Genomic DNA, 16,439 nt, shown 5'->3' with positions numbered 1-16,439 from the left:
CCAGGATGGTCACGTGACCGACTCGAACCCCACCGCCCTGCTCGTGATCGACCTGCAGAAGGGGGTCCTCCCCGGCTGCCTGGACGCGGACGCCGTCGTCGCCCGGGCCGCCGCCCTGGTCGACCGGGCGCGGGCCGCCGGCACGCCGGTGGTCTGGGTGCAGCACGAGACCGAAGACCTCCCGTGGGAGAGCGCCCCGTGGCAGCTCGCCGACGGGCTGGTCCCGGCGAGGGGCGAGCGGCTGGTCCGCAAGGAGTACCGCGACGCGTTCGCGGGCACCGACCTGGACGAGGTGCTGGAGTCTCTCGACGTCACCCGCCTGGTCGTCGCGGGCGCGCAGACCGACTACTGCATCCGCACCACGACGCAGAGCGCGGCGGTCCGCGGCTACGACGTCGTGCTCGTCGGCGACGCGCACACCACGACCGACGCGGAGTGGGAGGGCGTGACCATCGGCGCGGAGCAGATCGTGGCGCACACGAACCGGTACTTCTCGGGGCTGCGGTACCCGGGGCAGGAGTTCGGGGTGGCGAGTGCGGCGGAGGTCGGGCTCTAGCTCACCGTCCAGCGCAGCTCGATGATCTCGTGTGCGTCGCTCAGGTAGAACACGTTCTGCGACCCCTCGTCGACCTCCACGAACGCCACCGGGTCGCCCACGATCGCCGGCGCCCCCATGCGCGGGCCGATGTCGTTGGTGTGCCACACGCCCTCCTGCCACCAGAGCTCGTGCACGAAGTTGTCGCGTCCCGTGAAGATCACGTGCTGCGTGGCGACCGGCTGGAAGAGGCCGGCCTCGAACGCGTAGCCGGCGGGGCTGGACGTCGAGTACGGAGTGACCGCGGAGGCGGCGGTGGTGAGGTCGAAGTAGTGCCAGCCCGTGGTGTCCCACCACAGCTCGATCAGGCGCCCGCTGCCGCTCACGTAATCGATGTGCTGCGTGCCCTGGCCGCGGAACACGTAGCCGTTCACCGTCTCCGCGTCGCTCACGACCGGAGCGCCGGTCGCCAGGGTGAGGTCGTTCCAGTGCCAGGCGGTGTCCCGCCAGAACTCCAGGACGTGGCCCAGGTCGGTGCGCACCAGCACGTGCGCGGTCTTCTGGTCCTCGAACGAGTAGCCGGTCGGCGCGGCGTCGGCGGCGCAGGGCGGCGCGCCGGTCGCCGCGGTCAGGTCGAGGTCGTGCCAGCCGTTCCCGGAGTTGCTCAGCTCGTGGATGTGGCCGCCGCCGCGCGCCTGGTAGACGACGCGCTGCGTGCCGTCGTAGTACGTCTCGTAGCCGTACGGCTGCGACAGGGTGAGCGGTGCGCCGGCGGCGTCGGTGAGGTCGTTCGCGTTCCAGCCGTCGTCCTCCGTGTACCAGAGCTCGTGCACGTGGCCGTCGAACCGCTGACCCTGGTACACCACGTGCTGCGAGCCCTGGTGCGCCCAGATGTAGCCGTTGGAGTTGGTCGCGGCCGCCGCGCCACCCGCCTCGGAGACGAGGTTCTTCACGTTCCAGTCGTCGCTCGCGCTGCAGTACAGCTCGTAGAGCTGCCCGTCGCCGCCGGTGAGGGAGCTGTAGCCCTGGAACACGACGTGGCGCGTGAACTGCGCGAACAGCCACCCCGTCGGCTGGTACACGGCGTGCGGCGCCCCCGAGGTCGCCGTCGTCAGGTTCTTGAGTCTCCATCCCATGGTGCGCTCCGATCGTCCGGGCGTCGGCGTCGGGAATCGGCGTTGACAGCCCCAGCGTAGGCGCGAGCGGCCCGCTGCTGGCTGGCGGATTCGTGGTACTTTTCACCCGGCGAGGGGAGTGCCGTGTACACGTCGACCTTCATCTTCGAGGCGAAGCCCTACGACGACGAATTCCACCGGTTCAACGACGAGATCGCGGCGCGCGCCCGCGTCATCCCGGGGTTCCTCGGCGAGGAGGAGTGGCACAACGAGACCACCGGCCTGCACGCCGAGATCTACTACTGGGAGACCCTGGAGGCGCTGCACCAGCTGATCGGGATGCCCGTGCACAAGGAGGCCAAGAGCGTCCACGAGCGCTGGATCGGGCCGTACCGCGTGGTGATCGCGGAGGTGCTGACCACGTACGGGCAGCAGGGGCTGGGCTTGGAGCACGTGCCGCCGGCGGCCGCGACCGCCTGAGTCCGTTCGAACATCCAGGGCGGCCGCGACCTCCGGCGAACCGCCGCTAGAGCTGCGCCCCCAGCTTGAACCCGTGCTCGGTGTCGTCCTTGCGCGTGTACGAGAACCCGTCCGCGCCGATCGTGACCGCCATCTCGGAGTCGTCCGTGCGGGTGGTGAGCGGCTGGACGTTGCCGTCGAGGTCGAGCACCGGGGACGCGTCCGTGTACCAGGAGGGCACGACCGGGTTGCCCCACCAGTCGCGGCGCTGGTTGTCGTGGACGTCCCAGGTGACGACCGGGTTGTCCGGGTCGCCGGTGTAGTAGTCCTGCGTGTAGATCTCCACGCGGTGGCCGTCGGGGTCGCGCAGGTACAGGTAGAACGCGTTGGAGACGCCGTGCCGACCGGGGCCGCGCTCGATGGCGTCGCTGCGGCGGAGGGCGCCGAGCTTGTCGCAGATCGCGATGATGTTGTGCTTCTCGTGCGTGGAGAACGCGACATGGTGCATGCGCGGGCCGTCGCCGCCGGTCATCGCGGTGTCGTGCACGGTGGGCTTGCGGCGCATCCACGCCGCGTACGTCGTGCCCGCCTCGTCCTGGATGTCCTCCGTCACCCGGAAGCCCAGGTCCTCCATGTACTTCACGGCGCGTGGCACGTCCGGCGTCACCTGGTTGAAGTGGTCGATGCGCACGAGCTCTCCGGGGGTGTGCGCCTCGTAGTTCCAGGTCAGGCGCTCGACGTGCTGCACGTCGTAGAAGAACTCGTACGGGAAGCCCAGCGGGTCCTCCACGCGGACGCTGTCGCCGACGCCCTTCGTGAAGCCACCGGCCCGGCGCTCGACCCGGCAGCCGAGCTCGGTGTAGAACGCGACGGCGCGGTCCAGGTCCTCGGGGGTGCGGACGCGGTACGCGAACGCGGCGACGGCCGCGACCGGGCCCTTCCGCAGCACGAGGTTGTGGTGGATGAACTCCTCGAGGCTGCGCAGGTAGACCGCGTCCTCGTCCTCCTCGGTGATGTGCAAGCCGAGCACGTCGACGTAGAAGTCGCGACTGGCCTGCAGGTCGGTGACGACGAGCTCCATGTACGCGGCGCGGACGACGTCCGGCGGGGCGGAGGCGGGGGTGGGGATGGGGGTGCTCATGCTGACTCCTTCGTCATTCTGCGCCGAAGCGCGGCGTGTGGACCGGACCCAGCGTGATGTGGACGGCCTGCTGGTCGGTGTAGAAGTCGATGGAGCGGTAGCCGCCCTCGTGCCCGAGGCCCGAGGCCTTCACTCCGCCGAACGGGGTGCGGAGGTCGCGGACGTTGTGCGAGTTGAGCCAGACCATCCCGGCCTCCACGTTCTGGGCGAAAGTGTGGGCGCGGGTGAGGTCGTTGGTCCAGAGGTAGGCGGCGAGGCCGTACTTCACCCCGTTGGCGAGCTCCAGGGCCTCGGCGTCGGAGTCGAACGGCGTGATCGCGACGACCGGGCCGAAGATCTCCTCCTGGAAGATGCGCGCGTCGGGCGCGACATCGGCGAACACGGTCGGGGCGATGTAGTTGCCGTGGTCGATGCCCTCGGGGCGGCCGCCGCCGGCGAGCAGGCGGCCCTCCTGCTTGCCGAGCTCGACGTAGCTCATCACCTTCGCGTAGTGCTCGGGGTGGACGAGCGCGCCGACCTCGGTCTTCGGGTCGTGCGGGTCGCCGACCACGATGCGCTTCGCGCGCTCGGCGTACCGCTCGCAGAATTCGTCGTAGACGGCGCGCTCGACCAGGATGCGGGAGCCGGCGGTGCAGCGCTCGCCGTTCAGCGAGAAGACGCCGAACAGGGTGGAGTCGATCGCGGCGTCCAGGTCGGCGTCGGCGAAGACCACGGCGGGGGACTTGCCGCCGAGCTCCATCGACAGGCCCTTCAGGAAGGGAGCCGCGTTGGCGAAGATGAGCTGGCCGGTGCTGCTCTCACCGGTGAACGAAATGAGCGGGACGTCCGGGTGCTTCACCAGCGCGTCACCCGCCTCCTCACCCAGGCCGTTGACCAGGTTGAACACGCCGTCCGGCACGCCCGCCTCGCGGAAGATCTCCGCCCACAGCGACGCGGACAGCGGGGTGAACTCGGCCGGCTTGAGCACGACGGTGTTGCCGGTCGCGAGCGCGGGGGCGAGCTTCCAGCTCTCCAGCATGAACGGCGTGTTCCACGGGGTGATGAGCCCGGCGACGCCGATCGGCTTGCGGTTGACGTAGTTGAGCTGGCTGCCCGGTACCTTGTAGGCGTCGTCGGCCTGCGCCACGATCAGGTCGGCGAAGAACCGGAAGTTCTCGGCCGCGCGCTGCGCCTGGCCGAGCGCCTGTGTGATCGGCAGCCCGGTGTCGAAGGTCTCCAGCTCCGCGAGCCGGGCGTCCTGCGCGGCGACGGCGTCGGCGATGCGGTTCAGGACGCGGGCGCGCTCCCGCGGCTTCATCCGCGGCCAGGGGCCCTCCTGGAACGCGCGCTTCGCTGCGGCGACGGCGAGGTCGATGTCCTCCTTCTGCCCGGCGGCGGCCTGCACGTAGGTCTCGTTGGACACCGGGTCGAGCACGTCGAACGTCTTCCCCGAGACGCTGTCGACGAACCTCCCGTCGATGAAGTGCTGGATCTTCGCCGGAAGACCGGCAGGGACGTGGTGCTGCGGCATGCGCGGCCTCCTGGGATTCGGAAGAGGGTGGATCAGTGGTCGTGCTCGTCGTGCTCGTCGTGCTCATCCGGGGACGCGTGACCGCGCTGATAGGCGCGGAAGGCGTCCAGGGTGGCCAGCCGGTGGCGGCGGGCGGCGAGCTCGATCTCGAGCGGCTCGGCGCCCGACTCGATGAGGGCGACGATGTGCTCGTGCTCGGCGACCGACTCGCGTGCGCGACCGGGCACGAAGCTGAAGACGGAGTCGCGGAGGACGGCGAGCCGATTCCAGCCGCGGTGCACGAGGTCGAGGATGTGCGGGTTCGGGCACTCCTCGTAGAGCACCGAATGGAACTCCTGGTTGAGCTGGGTGAAGCGGTGCGGGTCGAAGCCGCCGAGGCTTGCGATCATGGCGTCGTTGACCTGGCGCGCCCGGCGCAGATGGTCGGCCGTGAGCCGCGGCGCCGACATCTGGGTGGCCGCGCCCTCCACGAGCGCCAGCGTCTCCATCGTGTACGTGTACTCGGTGGGATGCAGGAAAGCGACCTGGGCGCCCACGTTCTTCTCGAACGTCACCAGGCCCTCGGCCTCCAGCCGCCGGATCGCCTCGCGCACCGGGACCACGCTGATGCCGAGCTCGCCGGCGATCGCCCCGAGCACCAGCCGGTAGCCCGACACGTAGCGGCCGTCCTCGATCCGGGCGCGGACGAACTCGTAGGCGAGCTGCGACTTGCTCGGCGCGACCGCGTTCAGTGCTGCGTCAGCCATGCGCGGTACCGCTCCTTCCACTCCGCGTTCATCGGGAACAGCCCGTCGACCTTCACGCCGCCGCGCACCATCTCCGCGATGAACTCCTCCTCGCGCTCCTGCTCGATCGCGTCTGCGACCACCTCGGCGACGAGGCCGGGCGGGATGACGAGGAGCCCGTCCGCGTCGCCCACGATCACGTCGCCGGGCAGGACGGTCGCGCCGCCGCAGGCGATCGCGATGTCCGCGTCCCACGGAACGTGCTTGCGGCCCAGCACCGCCGGGTGCGGGCCGGCGTGGTACGTCGGGATGTCGAGGGCGGCCACCTCCGCGAGGTCGCGGACGCCGCCGTCGGTCACGATGCCGGCCGCGCCCTTCACCTGCGCGCGCAGCGCCAGGACGTCGCCGACAGTGCCGCTGCCGCGCTCGCCGCGGGCCTCGATCACGAGCACCTCGCCGGCGCCGACCGCGTCGAACGCCCGCTTCTGGGCGTTGTAGCCGCCGCCGTGCGACGCGAACAGGTCCTCGCGGCCGGGGAGGTAGCGGAGGGTCCGCGCCGTGCCGATCAGCTTCGCGCCGGGGCGGGTGGAGGTGAGACCGTCGATGGAGACGGCGTTCAGGCCGCGCTTGCGCAGCTGCGAGCTGAGGGTCGCGGTGGCGACGGAGGCGAGCTGGGCGCGGAGGTCGTCGGTCAACGTGAAGGCGGGCGTCGGAGGCGTTCCCCAGGCCTCGGAGCGCTGTACGTCATCCACGGTCGGCTTCGTGCCGAAGTCCCCGAACGGGACCGTGCCCTCTGTGATCCGGGTGACCAGCCGGCCGGAGGTCGGGGCGCCAGGCGCCGTCGGGGCGTCGACCTCCACCTCCACGATGTCGCCCGGCTGCGTGACGGACGACCCGGCGGGCGTGCCGGTGAGGATGACGTCGCCCGGCTCCAGAGTCATGAGCTGCGAGAGGTCCGCGACCAGCTGGCCGAACGGGAACAGCAGATCGTCGCTCGTCCCCTCCTGCACCAGCTCGCCGTTCAGCCAGGTGCGCACCCGCACGGCGTCCGGGTCGATGGCCGCGGCCGGGATGACGGCGGCGCCGAGCGGGGTGAAGCCGTCGCCGCCCTTCGAGCGGACGTTCGAGCCCTTGTCGGCTGCGCGCAGATCGTAGAGGCCGAAGTCGTTCGCGGCGGTGATGCCCGAGACGGCCGCCCAGCCTTCGGCGGGGGAGACCCGGCGGGTGGGCCGGCCGATGATGAGCGCGACCTCGCCCTCGAAGGCGAGGAGCTCTGTCCCGGTGGGACGCTCGAGCACGTCGCCCGAGGCCGCGACCGAGGACGCGGGCTTGAAGAAGTACGACGGCTGCGCCGGGGTGCGGCCGCGTTGCGCGGCGCGCGAGCGGTAGTTGAGGTGCACCGCGATGATCTTGCCGGGCCGGCCGATGTCGCTCACAGCTCAGGTCTCCTCGTCGTCGGGGATGGATGGAACGTATTCGAGATCATATACGATCGAATCGGGATGGGCAAGGGCGCCCGATCAGTAGGCGGCCGGAGCGGGGCCGCCGGCGTCGCCGACGAACCGCGTCGCGAGTCCTTCGGACGCCCGTGCCAGCAGCGTCACGTCGCTGCCGACCAGCACGTACGCCGCGCCTGCCTCCGCGTACCGCGCGGCCATCGCCGGGTCGAACGCGTTGACGCCCACCGGGGTGCCGGCCTCGCGGCCGGCGCGGATGACGTCCTCGACGGCCGCGACCACGTCCGGGTGGTCCTGCTGCCCGAGCAGACCCATCGACGCCGCCAGGTCGGCCGGGCCGACGAGCAGCGCGTCCACGCCCTCCACCGCCGCGATCGCCGCCGCGGCCGCGAGGCCGTCGGTGGTCTCGATCTGGACGGTCAGTGACACCAGCTCGTGGGCGCGTGCCAGGTAGTCGGGGATCCGGCTCCACCGCGACGAGCGGGCGAGCGCGCTGCCGACGCCGCGGACGCCGAGCGGCGGATACCGCACCGCCCGCACCATCTCCTCGGCCTCCGCCGCGCTGGACACCATCGGCACGAGGACGTTCTGCGCGCCCAGGTCGAGCAGCTGCTTGAGGATCACCGCGTCCCCGATCGGCGCGCGCACGACCGGGACGACCGGGTAGGCGGCCGCCGCCTGCAGCTGGGCCAGGATCGACTCCAGCCCGACGGGGGAGTGCTCGCCGTCGATCAGGAGGATGTCGAGCCCGCTGCCTGCGCAGATCTCCGCGACGAGCGGGCTCCCGGCGCAGGACCAGATCCCGTACAGGGTCCGGTCGGCCGCGCGGAGGCGGTCGGCGAAGGTCGCGGCGGGGGTCAGGCGAATCGGCATGTCACGGCTCCCAGGGTCCCGTAGTCGGCGTGGATGGTGTCGCCGCGCTCCACCCAGAGCGGGCGGGTGAAGGAGCCGGCGAGGACGATGTCGCCGGCCTCCAGCCGCGTGCCGTGCTGCGCGAGCTTGTTCGCGAGCCAGGCGACGCCGGCGGCGGGGTGGTCGAGCACGGCGGCGGCGACGCCGGACTCCTCGACGCTCTCGTTGCGGTAGAGCAGCGCGGAGACCCAGCGGAGGTCGACCGCGTCCGCCGCGACCGGCCGTCCGCCGACGACCATGCCGCCCATCGCGGCGTTGTCGGAGATGGTGTCGACGATGGTGCGGCCCTGCAACTCGATGCGCGAGCTGAGGATCTCCAGCGCGGGCACGACGTACTTCGTCGCGTCGAGCACGTCGAACAGCGTGGCGTCCGGCCCCTCCAACGGCTCGGCGAGGACGAAGGCGAGCTCGACCTCGATCCGGACGTTCGAGTACTGGTCGAACGGGATCACGGATCCGGTCTCGTGGACCATGTCTGCGAAGATCGCCCCATAGTCGGGCTCGGTGATCCCGGTCGCCTGCTGCATCACCTTCGAGGTCAGCCCGATCTTGCGCCCGACCAGCCTGCGCCCGGCGGCGAGTCCGCGCTCGACCCAGACGCGCTGCACGGCGTAGGAGTCCTCCACGGTCATGCCGGGGTGGCGGGCGGTGAGCAGCGGGACCGTCGTGCGCTGGCGCTCGGCGGTCGCGAGCTCGTCCGCGATCGCGTGGATGGTGGAAGTGTCGAGCATCGGCGGCTCCCTGTCGTCGTCGGAGGGCGTCATCCCGGCTCGGAGAGAGCCTGTTCAGGATCGTATATCATCCGGGAGCGTTCGATGGGTGCTAGTTTTGTGCCTACGTAGCTACATCGGGGGGTAATCATGGCCATCATGACAGCGAGAGACTTCAACCAGGACGCCTCGGCGGCGAAGCGGGAGGCGGCACGCGAGCCTCTGATCATCACGGATCGCGGCACGCCGTCGTTCGTCCTCCTGACGTACACCGACTATCGCCAGTTGAAGGGCGAGCTCGACAACATCGTCGACCTCCTGCGCCAGGACGACGACGGCGACTTCGACGCCGACTTCCCGCCCATGAACTTCGAGGCGAAAGAGATCGACCTGTGAAGTGGCTGCTCGACACGATGACCTTGTCCGCGACCCGGCGCCCCGAGCGTGAGGATCCGGACGTCGTCCGCTGGCTCGAGCGGCAGAACCCGTACTCGCTCCATATCTCGGCGGTCACGATCTTCGAGCTCGAGCTGGGCATCCAACGCAAGGAGCGTGTCGACCCGGCGCAGGGGATCATGCTGCGGCGCTGGCAGGACGACGTGATGATGATCTTCTCCGAGCGCATCCTCCCGATCGACGGTGAGATCGCGGGTTATGCCGCCGGCTATCACGTGCCCGATCCGCGGCCCGAGCGGGACGCTCTGATCGCGGCGACGGCGGAGATCGGGAACCTCACGCTCGTCACCCGGAACTCGCGCGACTTCGAGCCCTTCCGGGTCCGGATGTTCAACCCGTGGATCACCCGGCTCGCGAAGGCCGTGAGCGAGTAGCGCCGGTATCGGTCAGGCTTGCGCGGCCGCGCGCGGTCGCATCGCCCAGAACACCACCGGCACGAGGAGCGCCGAGAGCAGCCCGCCCGCGATCGACAGCAGCGCGTAGCCGGCGCTCGCCATGACGACGCCGGACATCGCGCCGCCGCCCGCGCCCGCCAGAGCGATCAGGACGTCGATCGTGCCCTGCGTGCGGGCCCGGTTGGCGGGAGTGGTCGCGTCCACGACCAGGGCGGTGCCCGAGATCAGGCCGAAGTTCCAGCCGAGGCCGAGGAGGGCGAGGGCCAGCACCAGGAGGCCGAGCGAGTCCGCGGGCGCGACGGCGCCGACGATCCCGGCGGCGAGCAGGGTGACCGCGGCCGCGACGGCCATCGGGATGCGGCCGACGCGGTCCACGAGCAGGCCGGTGAGCGGGGACGGCAGGTACATCGCGGCGATGTGGATGCCGATGACGACGCCGACCTCGGACAGGTCGTGGTGGTGGGCGCGCATCTCGACGGGCGTCATCGTCATGATGGCGACCATCGCGATCTGGGTGAGGATCATGACGGCGGCGCCGACGATCGCGCCGCGGCCGATGGGGGCGGGTTCCGTCGCGGGCGCCTCCTTCGCCGTGCCGGGGTTCGCCGCGTCGGGCTTCGCCGCCGCCTCCGCGTCCGCCGCCAGCCTCCGGGCGAGCAGCAGTGGATCGGGACGCAGCAGCAGCGACAGCACGAGTCCCGCGGCGAGGTAGGCCACCGCTGCGAGCAGGAACGGCCCGGCCAGCGCGGGGATGCCGAGCGCGACGGCGAGCGAGCCCATCGGCGCGACGAGGTTGGGGCCGGCGACCGCGCCCAGCGTCGTGGAGACGAGCGCGACGCTCACCGCTGTTCCGCGTGCGGACGGGGCCGCGAGGTCGGAACCGGCGTAGCGCGCCTGCAGGTTCGTGGCCGTGCCTGCGCCGTAGACCAGGAGCGCCACGAACAGCAGCGGCACGCTCCCGACAGCCGCCGCGCCGACGACGCCGAGCGCGCCGAGGCCGCCCGCGCAGAAGCCGAGCCCGAGTCCGACCCGGCGTCCCCGGCGCTGGCTGACCCGGCCCACGAGGAACGCGGCGGCCGCCGAGCCGAGGGTGAAGAGCGCGGCGGGGAGGCCCGCCAGCGAGTCCGCGCCGACGAGCTGCTGGGCCAGCAGCGCACCGACCGTGACGCCGGCGGCCAGTCCGGCGCCGCCGAGCACCTGGCTGGCGACGACGACCGCGAGCGTCCGGCGCTGGACCCGGCGGCGCAGTTCCTCATCCGCGGCGAGGACCTGATCGGCGGACGTCACGACTGCTCCATGGGCCTCAGCGTAGGAAGCCGGAGGCCGGCGGAGCAAGCGCGACGCATCCCGCTATGCTGAGCTTCACCCTCCTAGCCACACCTGAAGTCACCCCCAGGAACCACCCCCAGGAATCAGCCCCTGGAACCACCCGAAACCAGCGCGGAGCAGCGCGCCCCACCCGAAGGACCATCGTGCGTCGTCGCCCGTTCCGTACCCTCTCGACCGTCTCGGGCCTCGCGCTCGTCGTCGGCGCCGTCGCCCTCGCAGCCACGCCCGCCGCCGCGAACAGCGCGTCCCCGGCCACCTGCATCACGAACTGCACCGCGGTCTTCGACACCGCAGGCACCGCCACCTTCACGGCACCGCCCGCCGCGACCAGCCTCACAGCGACGATCGTCGGCGCGTCCGACGCGGCCGCGCCGCTCGCCATCACGGCCGACCCGACCGCGGTCGGCGGTGCGGGCGGCAGTGCGACGGTCGTCCTCGGCACGGCGTTCGCGGGCCACGCCTTCAGCGTCACGGTGGGCGCGGCGGGGAGCGGCAGCGCGAGCGTGCTGAGCTCCGCCGGCAGCCTGGTGGCCGTCGCGGGCGGCGGCGGAGGCGGGGGCTACGCCGGCCTCCTCGACCTCCCTGGCCAGATCTTCGCGACCTACCCCGGCGGCGCGGGCGGCTCGCCGACCTCGGCGGGTGTCGCGCCGGGAGCAGCGGGTGCGGCCTTCGGGACGCTCGCCGCGAACGGCGGCGGCGGCTCAGCGGCCGGCGGCGCCGCCGGCACCGGCGACGCGCCGGGAACCGCCGGCGCCGCCCCTGCCGGCGTCGCGGCGGCGGCCGGAGGCACGGGAGGATCCCTCACGATCGGCGCCACCACACACCACGCCGGCAACGGCGGCTCGGGCTACGCGGGAGGCGGCGGCGGAGCGGTCATGCGCAACGTCCCCAACGGCGACGACTCGGTCGACGTCGTCGCACCGGGCGGCGGCGGCTCGGGCTTCCTCGCGAGCGGTCTGACCGCCTCCGCAGCGGCTGCCGGGACCGGCGCCGGCACGGTGACCTTCACCTGGTCCTTCACTCCCACGGCGACCACCACCGCGACGACGGTGAAGCCCGGCGACACGGTCACCGTCCAGGTGCACGGCCTCCCGTCGAACATCCCTTTCACGGAGACCTTCGCCGGAGCCACCGTCGCGAGCGGCACGACCGACGCGTCGGGGGCGGCGACGGTGACGTTCACGGTCGCGGCCCGGCAGGCGGCGGGGTCGTTCCCGGTGCAGACGGTGGTCGCCGGCTCGGTGGTCGCCAGCACGAGCGCGGTGACCGTCGCGATCCCGGCGCAGCCGGCCGCGACCGGACCCGAGCTCGCGGCGACGGGCTCCACGACGGCGGACTGGGCGCCGGCGGGAGGGGCGGCGGCTGTGCTGCTCGTCGCGGCCGGCGTGCTGGTGCTCGTGCTTCGGCGGCGGGTGCGCGCCTGAGCCGTTCACGCTCGGCCGGCCGGCCGTCCCGCTAGCCTGATCCCGTGCCCGCCCCGCTGCATCGTGTCGCCGTCCTCGTGCTGGAGGGCGCCAAGCCCCTGGACGTCGGAATCCCGGCACAGGTGTTCACGACGCGGGCGAGCATGCCCTACGAGGTCCGCGTCTGCGGGGCCGCGCCCGGGCTGGTGACCGGCGGCGACGGGCTGTCGTATCACGTGGCGCACGGGCTGGAGGCGCTCGCCTGGGCGGACATCGTGTTCCTGCCGGGCTACCGCCATCCCGACCGCGAGGACCCTCCCGCTGCGGTGGTGGCGGCCTTGCTCGCCGCCCACGCGCGCGGCGCCCGGCTGGCGGCCATCTCGACCGGAGCGTTCGCGCTGGCGGCGACCGGCCTCCTCGACGGCAAGCGCGCAACCACCCACTGGCACTACACGCGCGCCCTCGCGCAGCGCTACCCGCTGATCCGGGTGGACGAGAACGTGCTGTTCGTCGACGAGGGCGACGTGCTCACCTCGGCGGGCGCGGCCAGCGGGATCGACCTCTGCCTGCACATCCTCCGCGGCGACCTCGGCATCGCCGCCGCCAACCATGCCGCCCGCCGGCTGGTCGCCGCGCCGTACCGCAGCGGAGGACAGGCGCAGTACGTCCCGCGCAGCGTGCCCGAGCCGCTCGGGGAACGGTTCGCCGCCGTCCGTGAGTGGGCGCTGCACCGGCTGGGCGACCCACTCACACTGGAGGTTCTGGCGCGCCGGGCGGCGGTGTCGCCGCGCACCTTCTCGCGCCGCTTCGTGGAGGACACCGGCTACACCCCGATGCAGTGGGTGATGCGGGCGCGCATCGACGTCGCGCGCGAGTTGCTGGAGCGCTCCGAGCTCAGCGTCGAGCAGATCGCGGCGGATGTCGGCCTCGGCACGGGAGCCAACCTGCGGCTGCACTTCCAGCGCATCCTCGGCACGACGCCGAGCGACTACCGGCGCACCTTCAGCGGTGACGCCGGCTGAGGCGGCGCGCGGCAATGCGCGCGATTCGTGCCGAATGTCGCGAATGGCGCGGCGATTCGCGCGATTCGTGCCGAATGTGGGTCCCGGCGATTCGTGCCGAATGTCGCGAATGGTGCGGCGATTCGCGCGATTCGTGCCGAACGTGGGCGCGATGCAGCGGGTGGAGCGGGTGGCGGGATCCTTTCGAACCATGGCGTTCGCGCCCCTGTCGGCACGGCGGCGCGGCGGCGAGGCTGTCAGGGAACGAAAGGATCCCCTCCGCATGACCCGCATCGCCATCAACGGTTTCGGCCGCATCGGCCGCAACGTCCTCCGCGCGCTCCTGGAGCGCGACACCGACCTGGAGGTCGTGGCGGTCAACGACCTGACCGAGCCTGCTGCGCTCGCCAAGCTCCTGGCCTTCGACTCCACCGCCGGCCGCCTCGGCCGCCCGGTCTCCGTGGACGGCGACGTGCTCGTGGTCGACGGTCACCGCATCCGCGTGCTCGCCGAGCGCGAGCCCGCGCAGCTCCCGTGGGGCGAGCTCGGTGTGGACATCGTGCTCGAGTCCACCGGCCGCTTCACCTCCGCGACCGCCGCCCGCGCCCACCTGGAGGCCGGCGCGAAGAAGGTCCTCGTGAGCGCCCCCGCCGACGGCGCCGACGTCACCCTCGCCTACGGCGTCAACACCGACGCGTACGACCCGGCCGTGCACACGATCGTGTCGAACGCCTCCTGCACGACGAACGCCCTCGCTCCGCTCGCCGCGGTCCTGGACGAGCTGGCCGGTATCGAGCACGGCTTCATGACCACGGTGCACGCGTACACGCAGGAGCAGAACCTGCAGGACGGCCCGCACCGCGACCCGCGCCGCGCCCGCGCCGCCGCCGTCAACATCGTGCCGACCACGACCGGCGCGGCGAAGGCGATCGGCCTGGTCCTGCCGAACCTGGACGGCAAGCTGTCCGGCGACTCGATCCGCGTGCCCGTCCCGGTCGGCTCGATCGTGGAGCTGAACACGGTCGTCGCCCGCGACGTCACCCGCGAGGACGTGCTCGCCGCGTACCGTGCCGCCGCCGAGGGCCCGCTCGCCGGCGTCCTGGAGTACTCGGAGGACGCCCTGGTGTCGTCCGACATCACCGGCAACCCGGCGTCGTCGATCTTCGACTCGGAGCTCACCCGCGTCGACGGCCGCCACGTCAAGGTGGTCGCCTGGTACGACAACGAGTGGGGCTTCTCGAACCGCGTGGTCGACACGCTGGGCCTGCTCGCGGGCTGAGGTCTCCGACGGCTGACGGGCCGCGCCCTTGTGGGGGCGCGGCCCGTCACCGTGTGATGGGCGGTGGAGACCGGCGATGCGGGGGTCCCCCGATCGCGGTCGTGCGCCGGGCGCCCGCCACCGCCCGACGGCCTCTCGGCTAGCGTGTGGGCATGACCTCCACCCGCGCCGCCGAGCCGATCGCCCCCGGGGTGCGCCGTGTGCGCGTGCCGATGCCGCCCGGCACCGGACTCCCGTTCAGCAACGCCTACCTCATCGAGGACGCCGACGGCGCGGTCCACGTGATCGACCCGGGCTCGCCGACGGCAGAGGCGCGGGAGGCTCTTCGTGCGGCGCTCGGCGCTGCGCCGGTGGCCTCGATGGTGCTCACGCATCTGCACGCCGACCACTCCGGCGGCGCCGCGGCGCTCGCCCACGACACCGGCGCGTCCGTCCTGGTCCACGAGCGCGAGCGGGCGGCGCTGGGGCTGATCGCGGCGGGCTTCCCCGCACCCGATCTGGAGGCGTGGGGCGTCCCCGCCGAGCGGCGGCCCGAGCTGCTCGCCGCCGCCGCCATCCCCACCGAACCGGCCGCGGAGCTCGTGGACGCGGTCATCACCGGCGTCCTCGCCGACGGTCAGCTGCTCGACATCCCGGGCCGGCGCCTCCGCGTCGTCGGGACGCCCGGGCACACCGACGGGCACCTCTGCCTGCACGACGAGGAGGCCGGCCTGCTCCTGACCGGCGACCACGTGCTGCCGACGGTCAACTCCGGGCTGGGGCTCGGCGGCCCGACCGCCACGAATCCGGTCGCGGACTACCTCGCATCGCTCGACCGGGTCGCGCAGCTCGACCGGGGCGACCTCCGCGCGCTCCCCGGGCACGAGGATCCGTTCGGCGGCCTCCGCGAACGCTGCGCCGAACTGGCCGCGCACCAGCTGCGCCGGGCCGAGGAGGTCGCGGCGCATCCGGCCGGGACCGTCTGGGAGGCGGCGGGCACGCTCACCTGGACCGGCGGCTGGGACGGGCTCGCCGGGTTCACCCTGCTCTCCGCTCTGCGGCAGACCGCGCAGCACCGGGAGTTCGTGGCGCGCCGCGTCTGACGAACCCCTGCTACAGCATGGTCTCCACGCCGAGCGTCACCCGGTCGCCGAGGCCGACGCCCTCGCGCCTGCGCACGTCGCCCTTGATCGCCACGACGTAGGCGCCGTCCGCGCTCTCCGGGAACACCGACGTCGACCAGCGCGACCCGCCGAGCGTCATCATCACCTTGACCGAGCCCCAGCCCGCGGGCGGGTGCGGCTGCAGGCGGATCTCCTCCGAGATGTCGTCGGGCAGGCGGGCGAACACCCACAGGTCGCGTCGCGCCTCCCAGCGGAACAGCTCGGTCTCGAACTCGTAGCGCACGCCGGACATGGCACCCAGCCTGCCACCGACCACCGACATCCGCCCACCGACACCATCCAGACCGCCGACGGCGACCACACGGCCCCCACGTCGCCCCTGCCCTCCCGCGCACCCGCGGCGCTATCCTCGCACCGACACCCAGGAGGACCCATGCCCGCGACCCGCCCCGGCACCGTCACGTTCGTCGCCGTGCTCGCCTACATCAACGGCGTGCTCAACATCGTCGGCGGGGTCGTCATCCTGTTCACCCGCGACCAGATGGTGCGCGCGTCGAACGGCGGCACGGAGGCCGGGCTGATCACCTCCGCGATCCTGGCGATCATCCTCGGCGTCGTGATCCTCGTGGTCGCGCGCGGCCTCCTGAACGGCAGCCGCTTCGCCCGCGGTCTCGTCACGGTCGTCATGATCCTGAACGCGGTCGGCGGGGTGATCCTGCTGTTCAGCCTGCAGTTCTTCAGCGGCATCCTGGAGATCCTCTGGGCGATCGTCATGCTTTCGCTGCTCTATACGCAGCGCGCGAACGCGTTCTTCGCCTCCCGCGGGTGACGCCCCGGCCCGACGTGTCGGCGCGATCGGACAGAATGGGAGGTGGCGCCGACGCCCGGCGTCCCCGACCGACCCGAAAG

The 16,439-nt window shown here is 72.3% G+C and carries 18 protein-coding genes; 9 read left to right on the top strand and 9 right to left on the bottom strand.

Going from position 1 to position 16,439, the window contains the following annotated elements; genetic code table 11:
• Positions 1-13 precede the first annotated feature (13 nt).
• Complete coding sequence (locus F1C12_RS06845) at positions 14-556, top strand: cysteine hydrolase family protein (RefSeq protein ID WP_185278039.1); 543 nt, start codon at positions 14-16, stop codon at positions 554-556.
• Here the strand turns inward: F1C12_RS06845 and F1C12_RS06840 are convergent.
• Positions 553-1,671: a hypothetical protein gene (locus tag F1C12_RS06840; protein ID WP_185278038.1), complete on the bottom strand. Its 1,119-nt coding sequence runs from the start codon at positions 1,669-1,671 to the stop codon at positions 553-555. The two genes, F1C12_RS06845 and F1C12_RS06840, sit on opposite strands and share 4 nt — an antisense overlap.
• A gap of 123 nt (positions 1,672-1,794) precedes the next feature.
• Here F1C12_RS06840 and F1C12_RS06835 point away from each other — a divergent pair, with 123 nt between their 5' ends.
• Positions 1,795-2,130 carry an antibiotic biosynthesis monooxygenase family protein gene (locus tag F1C12_RS06835; protein WP_185278037.1) on the top strand — a complete coding sequence of 112 codons (336 nt, stop codon included), beginning with the start codon at positions 1,795-1,797 and terminating at the stop codon, positions 2,128-2,130.
• Positions 2,131-2,176: 46 nt separating this feature from the next.
• Here F1C12_RS06835 and hpaD read toward each other — a convergent pair whose 3' ends face one another.
• The 6 genes from hpaD to hpaH form a co-directional block, all read right to left on the bottom strand.
• Positions 2,177-3,250: a 3,4-dihydroxyphenylacetate 2,3-dioxygenase gene (gene hpaD, locus F1C12_RS06830; RefSeq protein WP_258046153.1), complete on the bottom strand. Its 1,074-nt coding sequence runs from the start codon at positions 3,248-3,250 to the stop codon at positions 2,177-2,179.
• Between the two features lie 13 nt (positions 3,251-3,263).
• Entirely contained in the window at positions 3,264-4,760 is a 1,497-nt protein-coding gene (gene hpaE / locus F1C12_RS06825; RefSeq protein ID WP_185278036.1) for a 5-carboxymethyl-2-hydroxymuconate semialdehyde dehydrogenase, read from the bottom strand.
• Between the two features lie 32 nt (positions 4,761-4,792).
• The gene (locus tag F1C12_RS06820) at positions 4,793-5,506 is read right to left on the bottom strand and encodes a GntR family transcriptional regulator (RefSeq protein WP_185278035.1); all 714 of its coding nucleotides are present in this window, start codon (positions 5,504-5,506) and stop codon (positions 4,793-4,795) included.
• Complete coding sequence (locus F1C12_RS06815) at positions 5,488-6,921, bottom strand: fumarylacetoacetate hydrolase family protein (RefSeq protein WP_185278034.1); 1,434 nt, start codon at positions 6,919-6,921, stop codon at positions 5,488-5,490. The genes F1C12_RS06820 and F1C12_RS06815 overlap by 19 nt, the downstream gene beginning before the upstream one ends.
• A gap of 84 nt (positions 6,922-7,005) precedes the next feature.
• Entirely contained in the window at positions 7,006-7,815 is an 810-nt protein-coding gene (locus F1C12_RS06810) for an aldolase/citrate lyase family protein (protein ID WP_185278033.1), read from the bottom strand.
• Positions 7,800-8,585 (bottom strand): 2-oxo-hept-4-ene-1,7-dioate hydratase, encoded by a 786-nt coding sequence (gene hpaH, locus F1C12_RS06805; protein ID WP_185278032.1) that lies wholly within the window; start codon positions 8,583-8,585, stop codon positions 7,800-7,802. The genes F1C12_RS06810 and hpaH overlap by 16 nt, the downstream gene beginning before the upstream one ends.
• 138 nt (positions 8,586-8,723) lie before the next feature.
• Here hpaH and F1C12_RS06800 point away from each other — a divergent pair, with 138 nt between their 5' ends.
• Both F1C12_RS06800 and F1C12_RS06795 read left to right on the top strand, forming a co-directional pair.
• Entirely contained in the window at positions 8,724-8,960 is a 237-nt protein-coding gene (locus tag F1C12_RS06800) for a type II toxin-antitoxin system Phd/YefM family antitoxin (protein WP_258046152.1), read from the top strand.
• A complete protein-coding gene (locus tag F1C12_RS06795) occupies positions 8,957-9,394 on the top strand; it encodes a type II toxin-antitoxin system VapC family toxin (RefSeq protein WP_219732689.1) in 438 nt (145 codons plus the stop codon). Before F1C12_RS06800 ends, F1C12_RS06795 begins: the two co-directional genes overlap by 4 nt.
• Positions 9,395-9,406: 12 nt before the next feature.
• Here the strand turns inward: F1C12_RS06795 and F1C12_RS06790 are convergent, their stop codons facing one another.
• The gene (locus F1C12_RS06790; protein ID WP_185278030.1) at positions 9,407-10,702 is read right to left on the bottom strand and encodes an MFS transporter; all 1,296 of its coding nucleotides are present in this window, start codon (positions 10,700-10,702) and stop codon (positions 9,407-9,409) included.
• 185 nt (positions 10,703-10,887) lie between these two features.
• Between F1C12_RS06790 and F1C12_RS22835 the strand changes: the two genes are divergently transcribed.
• The 4 genes from F1C12_RS22835 to F1C12_RS06770 all read left to right on the top strand — a co-directional run bounded on the left by F1C12_RS22835 (position 10,888) and on the right by F1C12_RS06770 (position 15,509).
• On the top strand, positions 10,888-12,168 hold the full coding sequence (locus tag F1C12_RS22835; protein ID WP_185278029.1) for an LPXTG cell wall anchor domain-containing protein: 1,281 nt from the start codon (positions 10,888-10,890) through the stop codon (positions 12,166-12,168).
• A 56-nt stretch (positions 12,169-12,224) separates the two neighbouring features.
• Positions 12,225-13,169, top strand: coding sequence for a helix-turn-helix domain-containing protein (locus tag F1C12_RS06780; RefSeq protein ID WP_219732717.1), 945 nt, complete (start codon positions 12,225-12,227; stop codon positions 13,167-13,169).
• Positions 13,170-13,431: 262 nt separating this feature from the next.
• Complete coding sequence (gene gap, locus F1C12_RS06775) at positions 13,432-14,427, top strand: type I glyceraldehyde-3-phosphate dehydrogenase (RefSeq protein ID WP_185278027.1); 996 nt, start codon at positions 13,432-13,434, stop codon at positions 14,425-14,427.
• A 152-nt stretch (positions 14,428-14,579) separates the two neighbouring features.
• Complete coding sequence (locus F1C12_RS06770) at positions 14,580-15,509, top strand: MBL fold metallo-hydrolase (RefSeq protein WP_185278026.1); 930 nt, start codon at positions 14,580-14,582, stop codon at positions 15,507-15,509.
• A 10-nt stretch (positions 15,510-15,519) separates the two neighbouring features.
• Here F1C12_RS06770 and F1C12_RS06765 read toward each other — a convergent pair whose 3' ends face one another.
• Positions 15,520-15,822 (bottom strand): DUF1905 domain-containing protein, encoded by a 303-nt coding sequence (locus tag F1C12_RS06765; protein ID WP_185278025.1) that lies wholly within the window; start codon positions 15,820-15,822, stop codon positions 15,520-15,522.
• Between the two features lie 141 nt (positions 15,823-15,963).
• Between F1C12_RS06765 and F1C12_RS06760 the strand changes: the two genes are divergently transcribed.
• A complete protein-coding gene (locus tag F1C12_RS06760; protein WP_185278024.1) occupies positions 15,964-16,359 on the top strand; it encodes a DUF7144 family membrane protein in 396 nt (131 codons plus the stop codon).
• Positions 16,360-16,439: the final 80 nt, after the last annotated feature.

The sequence above is a fragment of the Leifsonia shinshuensis genome (assembly GCF_014217625.1).
Lineage (GTDB): Bacteria > Actinomycetota > Actinomycetes > Actinomycetales > Microbacteriaceae > Leifsonia > Leifsonia shinshuensis_A.
This window is presented reverse-complemented; position numbering and strand designations above follow the sequence as displayed.

Bases quoted from the DNA above. Each gene is read 5' to 3' on its own strand.
- F1C12_RS06840 (WP_185278038.1), bottom strand. From the start codon at position 1,671: ATGGGATGGAGACTCAAGAACCTGACGACGGCGACCTCGGGGGCGCCG.
- gap (WP_185278027.1), top strand. From the start codon at position 13,432: ATGACCCGCATCGCCATCAACGGTTTCGGCCGCATCGGCCGCAACGTC.
- F1C12_RS06810 (WP_185278033.1), bottom strand. From the start codon at position 7,815: ATGCCGATTCGCCTGACCCCCGCCGCGACCTTCGCCGACCGCCTCCGC.
- hpaE (WP_185278036.1), bottom strand. From the start codon at position 4,760: ATGCCGCAGCACCACGTCCCTGCCGGTCTTCCGGCGAAGATCCAGCAC.
- hpaD (WP_258046153.1), bottom strand. From the start codon at position 3,250: ATGAGCACCCCCATCCCCACCCCCGCCTCCGCCCCGCCGGACGTCGTC.
- F1C12_RS06770 (WP_185278026.1), top strand. From the start codon at position 14,580: ATGACCTCCACCCGCGCCGCCGAGCCGATCGCCCCCGGGGTGCGCCGT.
- hpaH (WP_185278032.1), bottom strand. From the start codon at position 8,585: ATGCTCGACACTTCCACCATCCACGCGATCGCGGACGAGCTCGCGACC.
- F1C12_RS06765 (WP_185278025.1), bottom strand. From the start codon at position 15,822: ATGTCCGGCGTGCGCTACGAGTTCGAGACCGAGCTGTTCCGCTGGGAG.
- F1C12_RS06800 (WP_258046152.1), top strand. From the start codon at position 8,724: ATGACAGCGAGAGACTTCAACCAGGACGCCTCGGCGGCGAAGCGGGAG.
- F1C12_RS06820 (WP_185278035.1), bottom strand. From the start codon at position 5,506: ATGGCTGACGCAGCACTGAACGCGGTCGCGCCGAGCAAGTCGCAGCTC.
- F1C12_RS06760 (WP_185278024.1), top strand. From the start codon at position 15,964: ATGCCCGCGACCCGCCCCGGCACCGTCACGTTCGTCGCCGTGCTCGCC.